The organism is Natronosalvus rutilus (genome assembly GCF_024204665.1).
Taxonomy (GTDB): domain Archaea; phylum Halobacteriota; class Halobacteria; order Halobacteriales; family Natrialbaceae; genus Natronosalvus; species Natronosalvus rutilus.
Genome location: NZ_CP100355.1, coordinates 203850 through 219079, shown reverse-complemented (window position 1 = coordinate 219079; position 15230 = coordinate 203850). Strand labels below are relative to the sequence as shown.

Annotated in this window: 18 protein-coding genes; 7 read left to right on the top strand and 11 right to left on the bottom strand. The window is 66.1% G+C overall.

What is annotated here, in order from left to right; genetic code table 11:
- Positions 1-7: 7 nt before the first annotated feature.
- Positions 8-331, top strand: a complete 324-nt coding sequence (locus NGM29_RS01150; protein ID WP_254158437.1) for a 4Fe-4S dicluster domain-containing protein — start codon at positions 8-10, stop codon at positions 329-331.
- Between the two features lie 20 nt (positions 332-351).
- On the opposite strand, the gene NGM29_RS01145 is transcribed toward NGM29_RS01150, so the two are convergent.
- Entirely contained in the window at positions 352-516 is a 165-nt protein-coding gene (locus NGM29_RS01145) for a DUF6757 family protein (protein WP_253430648.1), read from the bottom strand.
- 128 nt (positions 517-644) lie between these two features.
- Here NGM29_RS01145 and NGM29_RS01140 point away from each other — a divergent pair, with 128 nt between their 5' ends.
- Positions 645-1475, top strand: a complete 831-nt coding sequence (locus NGM29_RS01140) for a hypothetical protein (protein ID WP_254158436.1) — start codon at positions 645-647, stop codon at positions 1473-1475.
- Positions 1476-1487: 12 nt separating this feature from the next.
- Here the strand turns inward: NGM29_RS01140 and NGM29_RS01135 are convergent, their stop codons facing one another.
- Positions 1488-2279, bottom strand: a complete 792-nt coding sequence (locus NGM29_RS01135) for a PHP domain-containing protein (protein WP_254158435.1) — start codon at positions 2277-2279, stop codon at positions 1488-1490.
- A 264-nt stretch (positions 2280-2543) separates the two neighbouring features.
- On the opposite strand from NGM29_RS01135, the gene NGM29_RS01130 reads away from it, so the two are divergent.
- Positions 2544-2831: a DUF5789 family protein gene (locus tag NGM29_RS01130; protein WP_254158434.1), complete on the top strand. Its 288-nt coding sequence runs from the start codon at positions 2544-2546 to the stop codon at positions 2829-2831.
- 110 nt (positions 2832-2941) lie between these two features.
- Here the strand turns inward: NGM29_RS01130 and NGM29_RS01125 are convergent, their stop codons facing one another.
- Entirely contained in the window at positions 2942-3955 is a 1014-nt protein-coding gene (locus NGM29_RS01125) for a DUF5784 family protein (RefSeq protein ID WP_254158433.1), read from the bottom strand.
- 109 nt (positions 3956-4064) lie between these two features.
- Here NGM29_RS01125 and NGM29_RS01120 point away from each other — a divergent pair, with 109 nt between their 5' ends.
- A complete protein-coding gene (locus NGM29_RS01120; RefSeq protein ID WP_253438040.1) occupies positions 4065-4238 on the top strand; it encodes a DUF5786 family protein in 174 nt (57 codons plus the stop codon).
- Positions 4239-4293: 55 nt separating this feature from the next.
- On the opposite strand, the gene NGM29_RS01115 is transcribed toward NGM29_RS01120, so the two are convergent.
- The 3 genes from NGM29_RS01115 to NGM29_RS01105 form a co-directional block, all read right to left on the bottom strand.
- Complete coding sequence (locus NGM29_RS01115) at positions 4294-5319, bottom strand: YkgJ family cysteine cluster protein (protein WP_254158432.1); 1026 nt, start codon at positions 5317-5319, stop codon at positions 4294-4296.
- Positions 5320-5405: 86 nt separating this feature from the next.
- Complete coding sequence (locus NGM29_RS21580; RefSeq protein ID WP_484549575.1) at positions 5406-5858, bottom strand: DUF8028 family protein; 453 nt, start codon at positions 5856-5858, stop codon at positions 5406-5408.
- 142 nt (positions 5859-6000) lie between these two features.
- Positions 6001-7128: a S1C family serine protease gene (locus tag NGM29_RS01105; protein ID WP_254158430.1), complete on the bottom strand. Its 1128-nt coding sequence runs from the start codon at positions 7126-7128 to the stop codon at positions 6001-6003.
- 167 nt (positions 7129-7295) lie between these two features.
- Between NGM29_RS01105 and NGM29_RS01100 the strand changes: the two genes are divergently transcribed.
- From NGM29_RS01100 to NGM29_RS01090, 3 genes are all read left to right on the top strand, one after another.
- A complete protein-coding gene (locus tag NGM29_RS01100; RefSeq protein WP_254158429.1) occupies positions 7296-8708 on the top strand; it encodes a tRNA pseudouridine(54/55) synthase Pus10 in 1413 nt (470 codons plus the stop codon).
- A 203-nt stretch (positions 8709-8911) separates the two neighbouring features.
- Positions 8912-10090: an aspartate kinase gene (locus NGM29_RS01095; RefSeq protein WP_254158428.1), complete on the top strand. Its 1179-nt coding sequence runs from the start codon at positions 8912-8914 to the stop codon at positions 10088-10090.
- A 193-nt stretch (positions 10091-10283) separates the two neighbouring features.
- On the top strand, positions 10284-11156 hold the full coding sequence (locus NGM29_RS01090; RefSeq protein WP_254158427.1) for a hypothetical protein: 873 nt from the start codon (positions 10284-10286) through the stop codon (positions 11154-11156).
- A gap of 90 nt (positions 11157-11246) precedes the next feature.
- Here the strand turns inward: NGM29_RS01090 and NGM29_RS01085 are convergent, their stop codons facing one another.
- From NGM29_RS01085 to NGM29_RS01065, 5 genes are all read right to left on the bottom strand, one after another.
- Positions 11247-11852: a histidine phosphatase family protein gene (locus NGM29_RS01085; protein WP_254158426.1), complete on the bottom strand. Its 606-nt coding sequence runs from the start codon at positions 11850-11852 to the stop codon at positions 11247-11249.
- Between the two features lie 12 nt (positions 11853-11864).
- On the bottom strand, positions 11865-12149 hold the full coding sequence (gene hisE / locus NGM29_RS01080) for a phosphoribosyl-ATP diphosphatase (protein WP_254158425.1): 285 nt from the start codon (positions 12147-12149) through the stop codon (positions 11865-11867).
- On the bottom strand, positions 12150-12614 hold the full coding sequence (locus NGM29_RS01075) for a bifunctional nuclease family protein (protein ID WP_254158424.1): 465 nt from the start codon (positions 12612-12614) through the stop codon (positions 12150-12152).
- A 141-nt stretch (positions 12615-12755) separates the two neighbouring features.
- Positions 12756-14000: a DUF7551 domain-containing protein gene (locus NGM29_RS01070; RefSeq protein ID WP_254158423.1), complete on the bottom strand. Its 1245-nt coding sequence runs from the start codon at positions 13998-14000 to the stop codon at positions 12756-12758.
- The gene (locus NGM29_RS01065) at positions 13997-15193 is read right to left on the bottom strand and encodes an ABC transporter substrate-binding protein (RefSeq protein ID WP_254158422.1); all 1197 of its coding nucleotides are present in this window, start codon (positions 15191-15193) and stop codon (positions 13997-13999) included. The genes NGM29_RS01070 and NGM29_RS01065 overlap by 4 nt, the downstream gene beginning before the upstream one ends.
- Between the last annotated feature and the right edge of the window lie 37 nt (positions 15194-15230).

Genomic DNA, 15230 nt, shown 5'->3' with positions numbered 1-15230 from the left:
GTTAGCAATGGCCATTGATCCGCAGTTCCACGAGAATCGAGAGAAAGTCGGCGAGGAGAACGGCGTCGCCGTCTGGGGGCCAGTCGACGAACCCGAGGAACTCGGGATCCACGGTACCCACGTCGCCGTCGACTACGACATCTGCATCGCGGACGGGGCCTGCCTCGAGGACTGTCCCGTCGACGTCTTCACCTGGGTCGACACGCCGGGTCACCCCGAGAGCGATCAAAAGGCCGAACCGACGAAGGAGGCCCAGTGCATCGACTGCATGCTCTGTGTCGACGTCTGTCCGGTAGATGCAATCGACGTAGACGCGGGTCGCACGGCTTGAGAAGGGGCGCGAACGGTTTTTCACTCCGCCCGGTCGACGTTGACCCGTTCTTTCAGCGTCTCGAGCCCGTCTGCCTCGGCGAGCTCCTGCAACCGCTCCCGGAAGTGCTCCTCACAGAGGCCGACTCTGAGCCCGTCGGACTCGGCGGCGAAAGCGGCTTCCTGGTCGCAGTAGTGGCAGTTCATACGGCGTAGTATGGCACCAGTTGCATTGAACCCTCCGTTCTCGTCCGACGGGACCACTCCGAAGTCCACCGACACGACGACGCGCCCAACCCAAATGCGTAAGATGACACCCCTGATACAGGTCGGTAATGCAGGGTGCCCTCCGTGCTGGTCTCGTGATTCTCCCGGTCGTCCTCCTCGCTGGCTGCAGCGCGTTCGGCTCGAGTGTCGAAGAACCCGACCGGGAGCCATACGGTGTCGACGAACCGGTGGATCCGGAGGCTTCAGAACCGGACGAACTGCTTCCGGGATTGACGGCGGAGGGCGTGGCGGATCCACACGGACTGGCCGCGAGCCACGAGAAAACGCTATCCGAACGCAGTTTCAGGATCAACCAGACCGGCAGGTGGTACCACCCAAACGGTTCGGTCGTTCGAGAGTATCGGTTAAACGCGACTGCCGACGCTGACGGGTCGATGCTCGGCCACGAGTACGTCGACCCTCTCCACGAGGATTCCGTGATCAGACAGGATCTCTGGCGGGAGAACGAAACCTACGTCCGTGCCCAACTGATGAACGGATCGGTCGCATACGACCGGTCTGCTACCGTTCCGTGGCGACTGAGAGGATCGGGAACGATTCGATCGGGTCTCGAGTCGATGGAGAACGTCTCGGTTTCCCGCGCAACTATCGAGGACGACACGTACTACGTCCTCGAGTCGACGGATCCGGACGAGCGCACTTACGACACGGAGAACGTCTCGATGCGGATGGTCGTCCACGAAGCGGGCTACGTGCGGGACTACCGCCTCGAGTACGAGGTCGAGCGCGAGGAGACGCTCACCGTCGTCACCGACCTGTCGACCGGTCGCGTCGGTGATCCGGACGTGAGCGTCGCTGCTCCGGAGTGGGTGGACGACGCGAGAGAGGCGACTCGAGACGAGTTAGACGAACCGTCCGAAAACGAGACCGGGCGGTAAGTGACCAGCGGCTCAGACGCTCTCGACGGGTGTCGGTAACTCCAGGGCCTCGTACTCCGCCTGCGACAACCCGGCGATGCCCAGTTCCGTCTCGTGGGCGTCCGTCCCCCCGGTCGCGAGCAGGTCGTAGCGCTCGATGGTTCGCTCGACCGGCTCGAGGTCGACCTCGCGACCGTAGGGGTAGGTCAGCTCGACGGCGTCGAGGTCGGCCGCCAGCGCGAGTGCGGATTCGGGATCGGGGTATCGCAGGGGATGAGCCAGCGAGACGATCGAACAGGCCTCGATGAGGATCTCGCGTCCCTCCGAGAACGACGTGACGTCCCGCGGTACGTAACACGGCCCGTCGTTCCCGATGAGGTGGTCGAACGCCCCCCTGTAGTCGTAACCCGAATCGGGGTGGCTTGCGATGGCTCGAGCAACGTGTGGTCGGCCGAAGCCGGTGTCCACCTCGAGACCGAGGTCGATCCTCAGTCGCTCCTCGACCTTTTTGACGATCTTCCGCCCGCGTTCGCGCCGATCTCGCTGAATGCGTTCGGTTTCGGCGACCAGGGCGTCGGTTCGCTCGACGCCGTAGCCGAGCAGGTCGACGCGCTGGCCGCCCTCGGTTTCGACGCGGAGTTCGATTCCCTGGACGAGCGTGACGCCGTCGCGGTCGACGACCGGCTGGTCGAACGGCTGGAGGCGGTCGTGGTCGGTGATGGCGACGACAGCGACGTCGGCGCGGTGAGCGGCCGCGGGGACGTCGGCGAGCTCGAGGCTGCCGTCCGAGCGCGTCGTGTGAACGTGAAGGTCGGCGTAGGGCATAGTGGGTGCTGACGGGCCGACGTTAAAGCGGTTGTCAGTTCCTCTGGGACGGGTCGAGCGCTCGTCTCGAGGGCCACCGACGAGCACGTCGATTGGATACCTTTACTATATCTTCTATACCAATGGCTAATTCCTCCCTCGAGCAAGAGATGGGCCGATCAACGGCTACACTCTAGGGTCATTAATGAATCAAAGGAATACGACCCTCCTGGGGGATGTTTATGGACAATGTTTATAATTATTGTTCAGGTTGGTCTGGGTGTAATGTTCCGTAACCGAACCGGCGAGTTCATCGACGCCCACGAATACCCCGCGACGACGGAGGAACTGATCGAAGCCTACGGCGACCGGGATCTCGAACTCCCGAACGGGTCCGAGCAACTCGGCGACGTACTCGGCCGCCTCGAGGGCGAGACGTTCGAGTCCGCCGACGACGCCCAGTTGGCGGTCTACTCCGCGGTGAGCGACAAGGCGGTCGGTCGCGTGGGTTACTCCGACCGGGATCCGACGCCGCTCGGCAGTCCGTACGCGCCCGTGCCGATGTCGTTCTAGTCGCCGTTCGAACCCGTCGTTTTTTGCGGATTAGAAGATCGATCGTTACCGAGAATCAGCCTCGCTCGAGAACCAGACTCGTTCGAACATCAGTCCGTACTCGTACAGAGTCAATCGACGAACGAAATCGCGTCCTCGAGGTCGAGCGGTACCGACCCCTTTTGATACCCTTCGACGCGCCCGTCGGGGCGAGCGCGGTAGACCACCGCGGGCCGATGGCGAACGTCCGGCTGTTCGCCCCGGACGGCCGCCCAGGCGTCGTCGGGGAAACTCGAGCAGTCCACGAAGAGCGTCGCGCCGCCACCGTGATTTGCTAGCTGGCCGCTGGTCTTCGTTTCCGCGGTGTCCCTGACGGCAGCGACGGGGCCCGCGGCGGCGCGGTTGGCTGGGGGCTGGGGACGGGTGACCTCGACCAGCACGTTCGTGCCGGTCGCGGTGTCCTCGGCTCGATAGTCGAGCGAGTGGCCCGTCGTCACTTCAATCTCTGGCGTAATCTCGTAGCCGGCGTCGACGAGAATCTTCGCCGCGATGAACTCCGCCATCGCCGCGCTCATGCGAACCTGGTCGACGTGTGGGCTCGTGCCGAGTTTGCCCGCCATCACGTCGCGGTAGGGGTCGAGCGCGCCGGTCTCGAGGATTTCTTCGATGAAGCGTGTCGCTTCTCGCCGGCCTGCGTCCGGGAAGCCTGCGGCGTGTTCGCGGAAGAACGCTCGCGTCGACTTGCGGCCGTCTTTGGACATGAAGACCGGGAGGAAGAACCACGAGAGGTAGGGGTAGTCGGCCAGCCAGGGTTCGCGCTCGTGGAGCGTCGCGAGGAGTTCCCGCTGGGCCCACCGGGCGACCTGGTAGGGGACGTCTTCCCAGGCGAACTTGTCCGTTCGCCACAGCGAGGACGGGGTCTCGGTGTTGCCCATCCAGTAGGCGTCGTCGTCCGAGCGAGCGAAGAGGGCGACGTCGCCGTTGGCCATCTCGAATCGGTGGGTGTTCCACGAACCGCCGATCGCGTACCACGGACCGGCGTCTCGAGCCCCGATATTACCGTTCAGCGGGTTGAAAATCTCCTGTCTGACGCGCTGGTCGGACCAGCGCTGGGGCGAGTATCGAAAGCGAAGCGGCCGTGCCACGAGCGATCCTACGGACCGAACCGGCATACGTCTTCCTTTCTTTCGAAGTGGTGCTGTGAACGACCGTTACATTCATATGGCGATCGTTCCTACAATGAGTGTACTTGCCATGTCAATGGGTGCCTATGACGAAGACGAACACGAGCGACGCGAACGCCAGGTGTCCCGGGTTGACACCGACTTCGACGACGAACGAACGATCCACGAGGGAACGATCGAGTACGACTCCGGCGACTCCGCCGACGCGCTACTCGATAAGTTCCGCGAGATAAAGTCGAACTGAGGGCTGCGGCCCATTTTCGACGTTACCGCCCCTCGAGAGCCGTCTGTAGCGACCGCTACTCCTCGCTCGAGTCGGGCCAGCCCGGCGTCTCGGGAGCGCCGCGAGCGACTTCGACGGCCTCGCCCTGGGACGGGTCGGCCGACGTTTCCGACGCGCGCCGTTCCCACTCGCGGATAGCCGCTCCCGCCCAGGAGTCGGCCTCCAGAACCCGCTCGTACGCTTGGTCGTAATGGTTGTCGGAAATTGCGAGCGTCCCGGGCGCGGAGGCGGCAGCGACGGCGACGAAGGCCGCCCGATCCTCGGTCGTGAGGTCGTCCGACACGAGGCGCTCGAGGCGCCCCTCGAGGGCGTCGGGATCGGGGTGGACGAACAGCTTCTGGCCGATCGCCTGGGGGCCGAGGAGCAGGCCGTCGGTGGCTTCGACGTCGACGGTGACGCCCTCCTCGTCCCGGCTCGTCCGTTCGTCGTCGCTCGATTCCTCGAACCGTATTCGCTCGCCGCCGATCGCCTCTTCGACGCGTTCGCACTCGGTCTGCTGCTCGAGAGCGACGTTGTGAGCGGGGTACTCCGCGCACTCGCTCGGGTACAGGTCGTCGCCGTGGATGCGACACTGGAGGGTTTCGGGGTCGAGAAACGTACAGGTCGGGAGCCAGTCGGCGTCCTCGCGACCGAAGGGAGCGACCGGCTTCGGGGGCTTCCTGAGTCCGACGAAGAAGGCCGGGCGGCCGGCGATGGCGGCGACGTCGTAGCCATCGATCGAGACGGACTCGTCGACCGCGTCGGCCTCCCACAGTCGGGGGATTAGTACGTCCCCGAACTCGGCCTCGAGGAACGCCCGGACCTCGTCGCGGGTGAGCGGCACGAGGTTGTAGACGTCGTCGATCGCGTTTCGACGGCGAATCGGGGTGCCATCTGTCCGCGTTTCCGTTCCCGCCTCCGTCTCCGTTTCCTCCGCAGTCCCCTCGTCTGGAACGACGCCCAGGCCACGTCGCTCGTGCTCGATGGCGTCTCGCTGATCGGACTCGAGCAACGGTCGCCAGTCGATGCAACAGCCAGCACAGCCCTGGCAGTACACCTGCATGTCGTGTGGTTGGCGGCCCAGGACTATCAATCGCCCACCGAAAAATTGGAAAACTGAAGAACCGGAAATCGGAAAACGGAAACCCGCTACTGGGGCTGCGACCCCGGATAGTCGTGGCCCACGACGAGCGCGAGCACGTTGAACGCGACGAGCGCGAAGAAGATGCCGAGTCGGGTCGTCGAGTTGAGGCCAGTGAGAAACACTGGCAGGTAGACGAACGGCAGGAGTGTGCCGACCCAGAACCCGACGGTCGTCACGGTCTCTCCGAGGTACATGGTCACGGTGTCTCCTGTGTAGTGGGGAGTGCGGTCACTGTCGCGTCGGTGGCTCGACGGGCGCGGGGTCCGTCGAACGAACCAGCGCGAGCAGGCGGTACGGTACGGCTCGAGTGAGGGGGATTCATGGCTGAGGCGGGAGCGACAGTTCGAAGTGTTAACGACGAGCCCTATTGTTATCGACCGGTTAACGGCCGTCCTCCGTGGATTTCTCTCAGCAACCGGGCGTTTCGATTCCGTTCGTCGACCGATACCGACGCTCACGAGAACTGATCTGTACGGGTGGCTTACTCGAACGAGGACCACGTACTCGAGCGTAGGGATTGCCTTCTCCGGGGGATCGGCGGGGTTTCGTTTGAGCCGGTTTAGTTCGATCCGGTTCGATTTGAACGACTTCAGAACGACTTCAGAACGGACCCCGATCCGGCTCGGGTCGCTCCCCGAGGGTCAACTCGACGGTTCGCTCCTCGCCGTCGCGCATCACCGCAATCGAGACCGTATCGCCGGGGTCGGTCTCGAGGGCGAGGTACGTCGAGAGCGCGTGATTGTCCGGGATCGGTTCGCCGTCGATCTCCCGGATTACGTCGCCGCCAACCGGAATCCCGTTCTCGATCTCGCTCGGTTCCAGGACGTCGTCTGCGGGCCCGCCGTCCGGCGTCTCGACCACCAGGACCCCCTGGGCGCGCTCGAGGTCGTTGGCCTCGGCGAGCGTGGGATCGACCGGGACGAGACGAATCCCCATGTGAGAGTGGCGGAACTCGCCCTGATCGACGAGCGCTGGGACCACGCGACGCGAGAGCGCCGCGGAGATGGCGAAGCCGATGTTGTCGCCCTGGGTGGCGTGGACGACGCCGACGACTGCGCCGTTCATGTCTACGAGCGGGCCACCGCTGTTGCCGGGGTTGACTGCCGCGTCGGTCTGGACGACATTTGGGTAGGAGAAGTCGTGCCAGCCGGGGGAGACGGCCCGGTTGACGCCGCTGACGATCCCCTGGGACATCGAGCCGTCGAGGCGAACCGGGTTGCCGATGGCGAGCACCTCCTGGCCGACGACGGGCCGCTCCTCGGCGAACGAGAGCGGCGTCGTCGACTCGGGAACCTCCTCGAGTTCGACGACAGCCAGGTCGCTGTAGAAGTCGGTGCCGATCACCTCACCGCTCGCCCAGCGGCCGTCGGCGTACTGGACGTCGACGTCGACGTCCGTGCTGCTGAAGACGACGTGGTCGTTGGTCACGAGGTAGCCGTCGCCGTACAGGAACCCCGATCCCTCACCTTGCGTCGGGATCTGGCTCCCGTCCTGACCGTTCTCCGCCACGCGGACGAGCGTCACGGCATCGCCCGTGGCCTCGTACACCTCGGTGTACGCCGAGCCGTCGGCCCGGTCTTCCTGGTCGACGTCGATCGTCGTGTTGTCCTGGTCGAACGGCACCGCGCTCGAGGACGAGCCGGGTTCGGCACAGCCCGCGACGGCGGCGAACGCGCCGGTGGCGGCCATCGAGAGGACGCGGCGACGGCTCGGTCGTGGGTCGGTCATACAGGAGAGACGGGCCAGAGGCGTGTAAAAGTCATCGCCTATCAGTGAACTGGCTTTCCGCAGGTTGTCGGATTTTGCTCTCTCCATTCGCGGCCCACGGCTTCGCCGCGACTCGAGTGCGGACGGGAAGGGAAAGCGTGTTACCCCCGGCCTCCCCATACCGGGACATGACGCTCACGGAAGACGCCCGGGCGCTCCTCGCGTCGGGACCGGTCTGTGACGCCTGCCTGGGCAGGCCCGTCGCCGACCGGAGTTTCGGGCTGGCCAACGCCGAACGGGGGCGGGCGCTGCGGACGACGGTCGCACTGGCCGACGACGAAGATTTCGAGCCAGTCGATCCGCTCGACTGCTGGGTCTGTGAGGGGTACTGCGGGACGTTCGACGCCGTCGCCGACACCGTCGTCGCAGCCCTCGAGGGAATCGACTTCGACACCTACCAGGTGGGGACGCGCGTCCCGCCGCTGGTCGAGGAGAACGACCGCTTGCTCCGCGAGGACGCCGGCTTCGACCTCGACGCTGGCGAACCGCTGAAACGGGAGTTCAACCGCGAGGTCGGCCGCCGGGTCGGCGCTCGGACCGGCGCCGCGTTCGAGGTCGAGCGTCCCGACGTGCTGGCGGTGATCGATCTCGAGGCGTTCGATCCGTTCGAGGTGCTCGAGGCCGTGAAGGAGAGCGAGAGCGAGGCTGTGAACGAGAGTGAAAGCGCGAGCGAGGGCGACGCGAGCGTACCCGTGACGAGCCACACCGTCGACCTGCAGGTCAACCCCGCGTTCGTCTACGGCCGCTACCGCAAACTCGAGCGCGACATCCCCCAGACGGAGTGGCCCTGCCGGGAGTGCGGCGGCGACGGCGTCCAGCTGGGCGACGAGGGCGAGGAGCCCTGCGAGTACTGCGGCGGCTCGGGCTACCTCTACGACGAGAGCGTCGAGCAGTTCGTCCGTCCCCACGTCGTCAAGGCGATGGACGGCGAGTCCGGCACCTTCCACGGCGCCGGCCGGGAGGATGTCGACGCGCTGATGCTCGGGACGGGCCGGCCGTTCGTCCTCGAGGTGAAACGCCCGCGAATTCGGTCGCCCGACCCGGCGGCCCTCGAAGCGGTGATCAACGAGGCCGCCGACGGGTCGGTGGAGGTCGAGGGACTGCGACTCGCCACCTACGAGATGGTCGAGCGCGTCAAGGAACACGACGCGAGCAAGCGCTACCGGGCGCAGGTCGCGTTTGAGGACCCCGTCGATCAGGCGACGTTCGACGCGGCCCTCGAGGCGCTCGACGGGGCGACACTCGAGCAGTACACGCCCGAACGGGTCGACCACCGGCGGGCGAGCCTCACCCGCGAGCGAACCGTCCACGCCATCGAGGGCGACCTGATCGAGCCGACCAGCGCCGAGGTGTCGGTCCACGGGGAGGGCGGCCTCTACATCAAGGAACTCATCAGCGGCGACAACGGCCGGACGGAACCGAGCCTGGCGGGGCTGCTCGAGGTGGGCGCCGAGGTGACGGCCCTGGACGTGATCGCCGTCGAGGGCGAGGACGAACCGTTCGAGCGCGACGAATACTTCCGCGAGCCGTCGTCGGCCTGAGGTCGTTCGCTTTCGTCGTGAGGTCGATCTCCCGCGTCGATTCGACGGACGAACGCGATCAGTGACGGGGGTCGGGAGAACTGTTCGAGGCAACCAGACGACGGTAAAAATGCGACGGAGGGACACAGTTATCTGGCCGCTCTGGTAACGGTCTGGCATATGAGCGATGCCACCGTGACGCCGTCGACTGCGCGGGTGAGTCGATGCGCGTCGTAGCCAAGTTCGGCGGGACGAGCCTCGGCAGCGGCGACCGGATCAACCGCGCGGCCGACTCCATCGCCGCCGCCGTCGCCGACGGCCACGAGATCGCCGTCGTCGCCAGCGCCATGGGCTCGACCACCGACGACCTGCTCGAGGAGATCACCTTCGAGGCCGACGACGCCGACCGCGCCCAGATCGTCAGCATGGGCGAGCGAACCTCCGTCCGGATGCTCAAGGCGGCCCTCTCCGCCCGCGGGGTCGACGCCGCCTTCTACGAACCCGGGAGCGAGGGCTGGCCCGTCATCACCGACGAGTTCGGCGAGGTCGACGTCGAGGAGACCAGGCGCCGCGCAGCCGCCCTCTCGGCGGAACTCGGGGACACCGTGCCGGTCATCACGGGCTTCCTCGCGGAGGGGCCAGACGGTTCCGTGACGACCCTCGGCCGCGGCGGGTCGGACACGACCGCAGTCATGCTCGGCAACTACATGGACGCCGACGAGGTCGTCATCGTGACCGACGTCGAGGGCGTCATGACCGGCGACCCGCGGGTCGTCGAGGGCGCCCGCAACGTCGGCGAAATATCCGTCGACGAACTTCGTAACCTCTCGTTCCGCGGCGCGGAGGTCGTCGCCCCCTCTGCACTTTCGTACAAGCACGGGCAACTCGGCGTCCGCGTCGTCCATTACCAGCACGGCGACCTGCTGGCGGGCGGGACCAACATCGAGGGCCAGTTCCAGAGCCTCGTGGACATGCGCGAGGAACCCCTGGCCTGTCTCACGGTCGCCGGTCGCGCTATTCGGAACAAACCGGGCGTCTTCCAGTCGCTGTCGGCCGCCCTCGGGGAGAGCGACATCAACATCGACGCCGTCGCCAGCGGCCTCGACTCGGTGACCTTCTACGTCGACGAAGAAGCCTCCGAGCGCGCCGAGAACATCCTCCACCGCGAGGTCATCGCCCGGAACGAACTCTCGAGCGTCACCGTGGACGCCCCGCTCGCCGTCGTCCGCGTCACCGGCGGCGAACTCCCGAACCAGCCGGGGGTCATCCAGGGCATCGTCGGCCCGCTTGCGGACGCCCGCATCAACGTCCACGACCTCATCACGTCGGCGACCAGCGTCGCCATCTTCGTCGACTGGGACGACCGGGAGGAGACGCTCGAGATTACGCAGGATCTGTTCTGACGGCGTCACCGAACCGGTAGCGATCGATATCGACGCCGACCGAACCCGGCCGTGTCGGAGGTGCGTTACGCGGGGTTGGGCGTGCCATAGGCGAGACGCGTTTGGTGGAGCGACGGTGACCGTCCGGACTGACCGACAGTTCGATCGATCGCCGATACGATTTACAATCTGCACTGCTGTGCTAACAATCAGCATGGCCAGCGAACGTGACGCCTCGACGATTCGGCGCCGGACGCTGCTCGCGTCCGCCGCCTCGATGGGAGGTTCGTCCGTGACCGGAACGGCGACAGCGAAGCGGTCTGAACGGTCGAGTCGACGCTGCCCCGAGGCGACGATCGGAACGGACGCGGCCCCGTGCGACGGTGCGAGCACGGACGGGTGTGCGGACGACCATCCGACAACGGTCGAACTCAGGGAGCGAGCGAGGGCGGCGATGGAACGCCGGTACGCCACCGTCGGCGATCTGATCGATCGAGGATTCGTTCCGTACTTCGATGCCGCGCGCCTCGAGTCCGAGAACGGGTGGTCACACTGGCTGCACCCGGCCCACATCGGCGACGACACTGTCCTGGACCCCGACCGACCCGAGGCGGTCCTCGTCGACAACGAGTTCTGGCGACCCATCGGCGTCATGTTTATCGCCACCGTCGACGGCGACCCGGTCGAGCGGCCGCCCGCGCTCTACGCGCGAGAGGACGCGGAGAGCGAGGGAACCGACGACTTGCCCGCCGCGGAGCGTCGGTGTTCGCCCTGGCACTATCACCGTGGCCTGCCCGGCCGTTTCGCGTGGAAGTACTACCGTCAGGTGTACGAACACGACTACCGAGAGGGGGAGCTCTCGCTTCCGTGTCGGACGCCGTGCGTGCTGCACGTCTGGACCGTTCCACACCCCGACGGCACCCACGCTCACGGCGCGCCGCCCCCGGCCGAACGCGGCGGCCCGCCGGCCAACGACCCCGGGTTCGAGACCGACGCCGATCCGGACGAGACGCGCCTCGACTGGGACGTCCTGCCGGACGACGTGGTCCCGAACCTGAAGCCTGGAGACCTCCTGGAGTCGTGGTGATTCCCGTGACGCTCTAACGGTCGGCCGTTCGGCCTTGCCAATGTTCTTCGTCTCTGCCGGCGTTCGAGAGTCCGGGCTCCGACCACCCCATCAATCGCCGGTGCCTCGAGCGCCGGGGTCGATTCTCGTAATCTGCTCCGGGGTTCCGCACCGGTAGGACACCTGGTACACGTCCGGCATCGCCATTTCCCGCCAGAAGTCGAAGTCGTATCGGTCGTCGTAGGCGCGCAAGATCAGCGCCAGGAGGTTGCCGTGGGTGCCGACGATCACGTGATCGCCGGGCCACCGCTCGAGCGTTCGCTCGACGGCCTCGAGGCCGCGCACCTGCGCCCCGTCGTTCGACTCGCCGCCCGGCCAGGCGAACGTGGGTTCCGACCAGACCCTTTCGATTGCTACCTCGAAGTCCTCGACGTGGCTCCTCGCCAGCGCCCGCTCCCGAAACCCGTCGTCCGTGACGACGCTCGTTCCGACAGCTTCGGCTATCGGCTGGACGGTCTCGACCGCCCGCGCGTAGGGGCTCGAGACGACGGCGTCGACGGTACGGTCGTCACGAGCGAGCACGTCGGCGACCTGAGCGGCATCCCGTCGTCCGCGCCCGGAGAGTCCTCGTTCGGCCTCCCGGTTCGGCACGTAGGGGGAGTGGGCGTGGCGGACGAAGGTGAGCGTCGTCGCGTCGGTTGTCGGAGAAGCAGTCATGAGAAACGGCCGTCAGCGGCGCGCCTCGAGTTCCGCCTCGAGTTCCGAAAGTTCCATATCCTTCATCGAGAGCAGGACGAGCAGGTGGTAGACGATGTCGGCGGCCTCGTGGGCGATCTCCTCGCGGTCGTCGTCTTTGGCCGCCAGTACGAGTTCCGTCGACTCCTCGCCGAGTTTCTCGAGAACAGCGTTTTCCCCTTTCTCGTGGGTGAACAGCGACGCCGTGTACGAATCTTCCGGGAGCGTTTCTTTGCGATCCTCGATCACCGCGAACAGGGCCTCGAGCGTGTCGTCCATCTACAGGTCACCGGTCTCGTCGAGGGATTGTAACTGTTCGAACTTCTCGCTGTCGTCTCGTCCGGCCTCGAAGACGCCTTCGGTGACCTCGATCGGGACGTTCGTCCGGGCTGCCAGCGCCAGCGAGTCGCTCGGCCTGGCGTCGACGACGACCGTCTCCCGTGGCGTCTGGACGTGCAGGTCCGCGATGTAGGTGCCGCCCTGCCCGTCGTCGCGCTCGAAGAGTTCGCTCACGACGATGCGGTCGACCCGGCCGCCCAGTTCCTCCATCACGTCGAGCAACAGGTCGTGGGTCAGTGGCCGACCGATGTCCTCAGCCTCGAGGCCGCGGACGATGCTGGTCGCTTCCTCGAAGCCGATGAATATCGGGACCACGTCCGTCTCCCCCTCGACCCCCAGGACGACGACCGGGACCGGTCCTTGCGGGGTCCCCGCGACGCGAACCGCGTCGATCGATGCCTTCATGCGTGTTCTCACGACGGCGGGTGAGAAAAAGAGTAGGTACGCGCTGGCTTCGCCGATTTCGGATGGCCGACGAAGCGATACAGCGGCCGGCGACCGCGTTCGAACGCGGTTCGCGTTTTCGGTTCCCGAGTGTGAGGGAGATCAGGAGATGAGCGGCGCGAGCGGGCTCTTCGACCCATCCACACCCGGAGCCTCGAGACGCTCGGATGGGCCGACGACCTCGACACACCACCCGTTCGTCGAATCGCTCGCGGTCGCGGACACGGGGAGCCACGCCTGCTGACAGCGGAACCACTCGACGACGACGGGCAAGAGCGGAAGCCGACCGCCGTTGGGCGACAGCGCGTACTCGCCGAGGTTGATCACGGCCCGTCTCGAGGTACGAGTCGTCGTCTCGGCGGCTCCCGTTCCCACGCACTCGACCGTCTCGAGGATGCCGACGGCTCGCAGTCGCGAGAGTGATTTGTCGATGGACCGTTCCACTCGAACGTCGCTCGGGTCGTCGCTCGCGTTCAGCCGAGCCGCCGTCGCCGAGAGGAACGTCACCTGCTCGGCCGGCGACAGCTGAGTAGCGAGTTCGATCGCCGTACTCTCGAGCAAGCAGAGACAGAGCCTGTCGGGACTCGTGAGGCGTTCGGCGAGCGAGAGGTAGGCGTCCATGACCGCGGATTCGAGGGCGTCGTAGCCGTGGGTCGACATCGTTTCGAACGCGGCACCGACGACGCGATGACAGAACTCGACGAGATTGCGTCTCTCGTCGGTTCGTCGTTCGTCATCCGATTTCGAACGAGCGTTCGCAGCGAAGTCGTCGGTTGCACGGGTGTTCGAGTCCCGTTTCCCGACCACGTTCCAGTCGCCTGGCGGGTGTTCCTGACGAACGATCACGTCGTAGTAGAGCAACTGTGGGTCGTACCGACGGAGCGTTTCGCGATACTGCTCGGTGGCCCTGGCAGCCAGGCGGGCGGTCGCTCGGCTCTCGAACCGGAGGTCGGCGACCGGTACCGGACGGTCGCCGTACCGGGCGCAGACGAGCGAATACTCGCCGCCCTCGCTGGCGAGCCCCTCGAGGTGGGTTCGGATGGTCTGGAGCGTCGTTCCGACCATCGCTCTCGTTACCGCTGCAGGATCGCTGGCCGTTCGGCGTGGATAAACGGCTCGGAACCGTCCGCGGCGAACGCGATGCCACCCGACTCCGGCTCGAGGACGGTCCACGCCGGCAACCGTGGGGACGTCGTAGTCGGCCGGGTCGCCGAACCGGGCCGCCAGGACCCACGTCCGGGCCAGCATGCGGGGGCGGTCGTCGGTCGACGGGCCGGATCTCGTTTCCGCTCGCGATCGATCCGACCGGCGCTGTCGGTTCCGGGGACGTGAGTCGTCGCTGCTCATGCGTCGTTGCCCTCCGTAACGATGGAACTCACCCGCTGTCGATCGAACAACTGCTCGTCCGCGTCGAAGTCTGGATAGCTGTCGCCGTCTTCGTATCCTGGCCACTCGCCGAACTGCTCCGGATAGAGCTGTTTGGCCGTCATCTCGAGCTGAAACAGGTTCATGAGCGGTCCCTGGAACCGCGTCCCCTGCGTGAACACTCGTCCCTCCTGGACCGCGGAGAGATGGCCGCCGATGGAGTGATCTTCGAGATTTGCGCGCAACGCCTCGAGGTCCACCGACGATGTCATCCCCCAGAGCATGAGGAGGACGTCGGGGTCGGCCTCGAGCAGCGTCTCGAAGTCCACCGAGGCGAACTCGCCGGTAGTCTCGAGGTCCTCGAACGCGTCGGTCGAACCGAGCGGTCGCGTGTGTGCGTTGTAGTAACCAGCGGCGTTCAACCGGAGGACGGAGACGGCGCTGAGGTCGGTCGGGAGCTGGAGGTAGCCGACGGTCGGGCGATCAGCTTTTGCCGGGCGATTGCGCTCGATTCTGGCGACGAGGTCCGCGTGGACCGACGCCAGTGCCTCGTACCGGGCTCGTTCCCGGTAGACGGCAGCGACCTGTTCGAACAGTTCCCAGAGCGTGTAGTACTCGTAGTCGGCGGCCCACGCCTCGGGCGCCGTCTGGTGGAGGTTACTGTACTGGTTGCCGAACCACGGCGCGACGGTGTCGGCGATTCGATCGATGGCGTCGCGGTCCCAGCCGTCCTGGGTCGACAGCCAGGCGGGGTCGACGAGGTGGAGGTCGCTGTCGAGTTCGTACAGTCGCTCCTCGTTCGCCCCGTACTGGCCCTCGAGGTCCGCCCACGAGACCGACACGCCCTCGAGGTCCGCGGTGAAGTACTGCATGATCGAGTCGAACTCCTCGGCCCACCACAGCGAGTTGATGCTGTCGCCGTGCCCGACCGCGACCGCCATGTCGGCGTACCAGGGGAAGACGGTGAAGACGGTTTCCGGAACCGCGTCGAACGTCACTTCGCCCACTGGTGCCAGCGTGGCGGTGTGAGGTCCGTCTTCGGACCGAGTGTCTTCGCCGTCCGACTCGTTTTCGGCGTTCGGTTCGGTCGACGAGGGAGAATCCCCGTCTCCGTTCTCCTCTCCGGCCAGACAGCCGGACAACACGCTACCGCCGAGGGCGGTTCCACTGTACACGATCGCCTCTCGCCGCGTTAGCCCTCGGCGAGTCGCC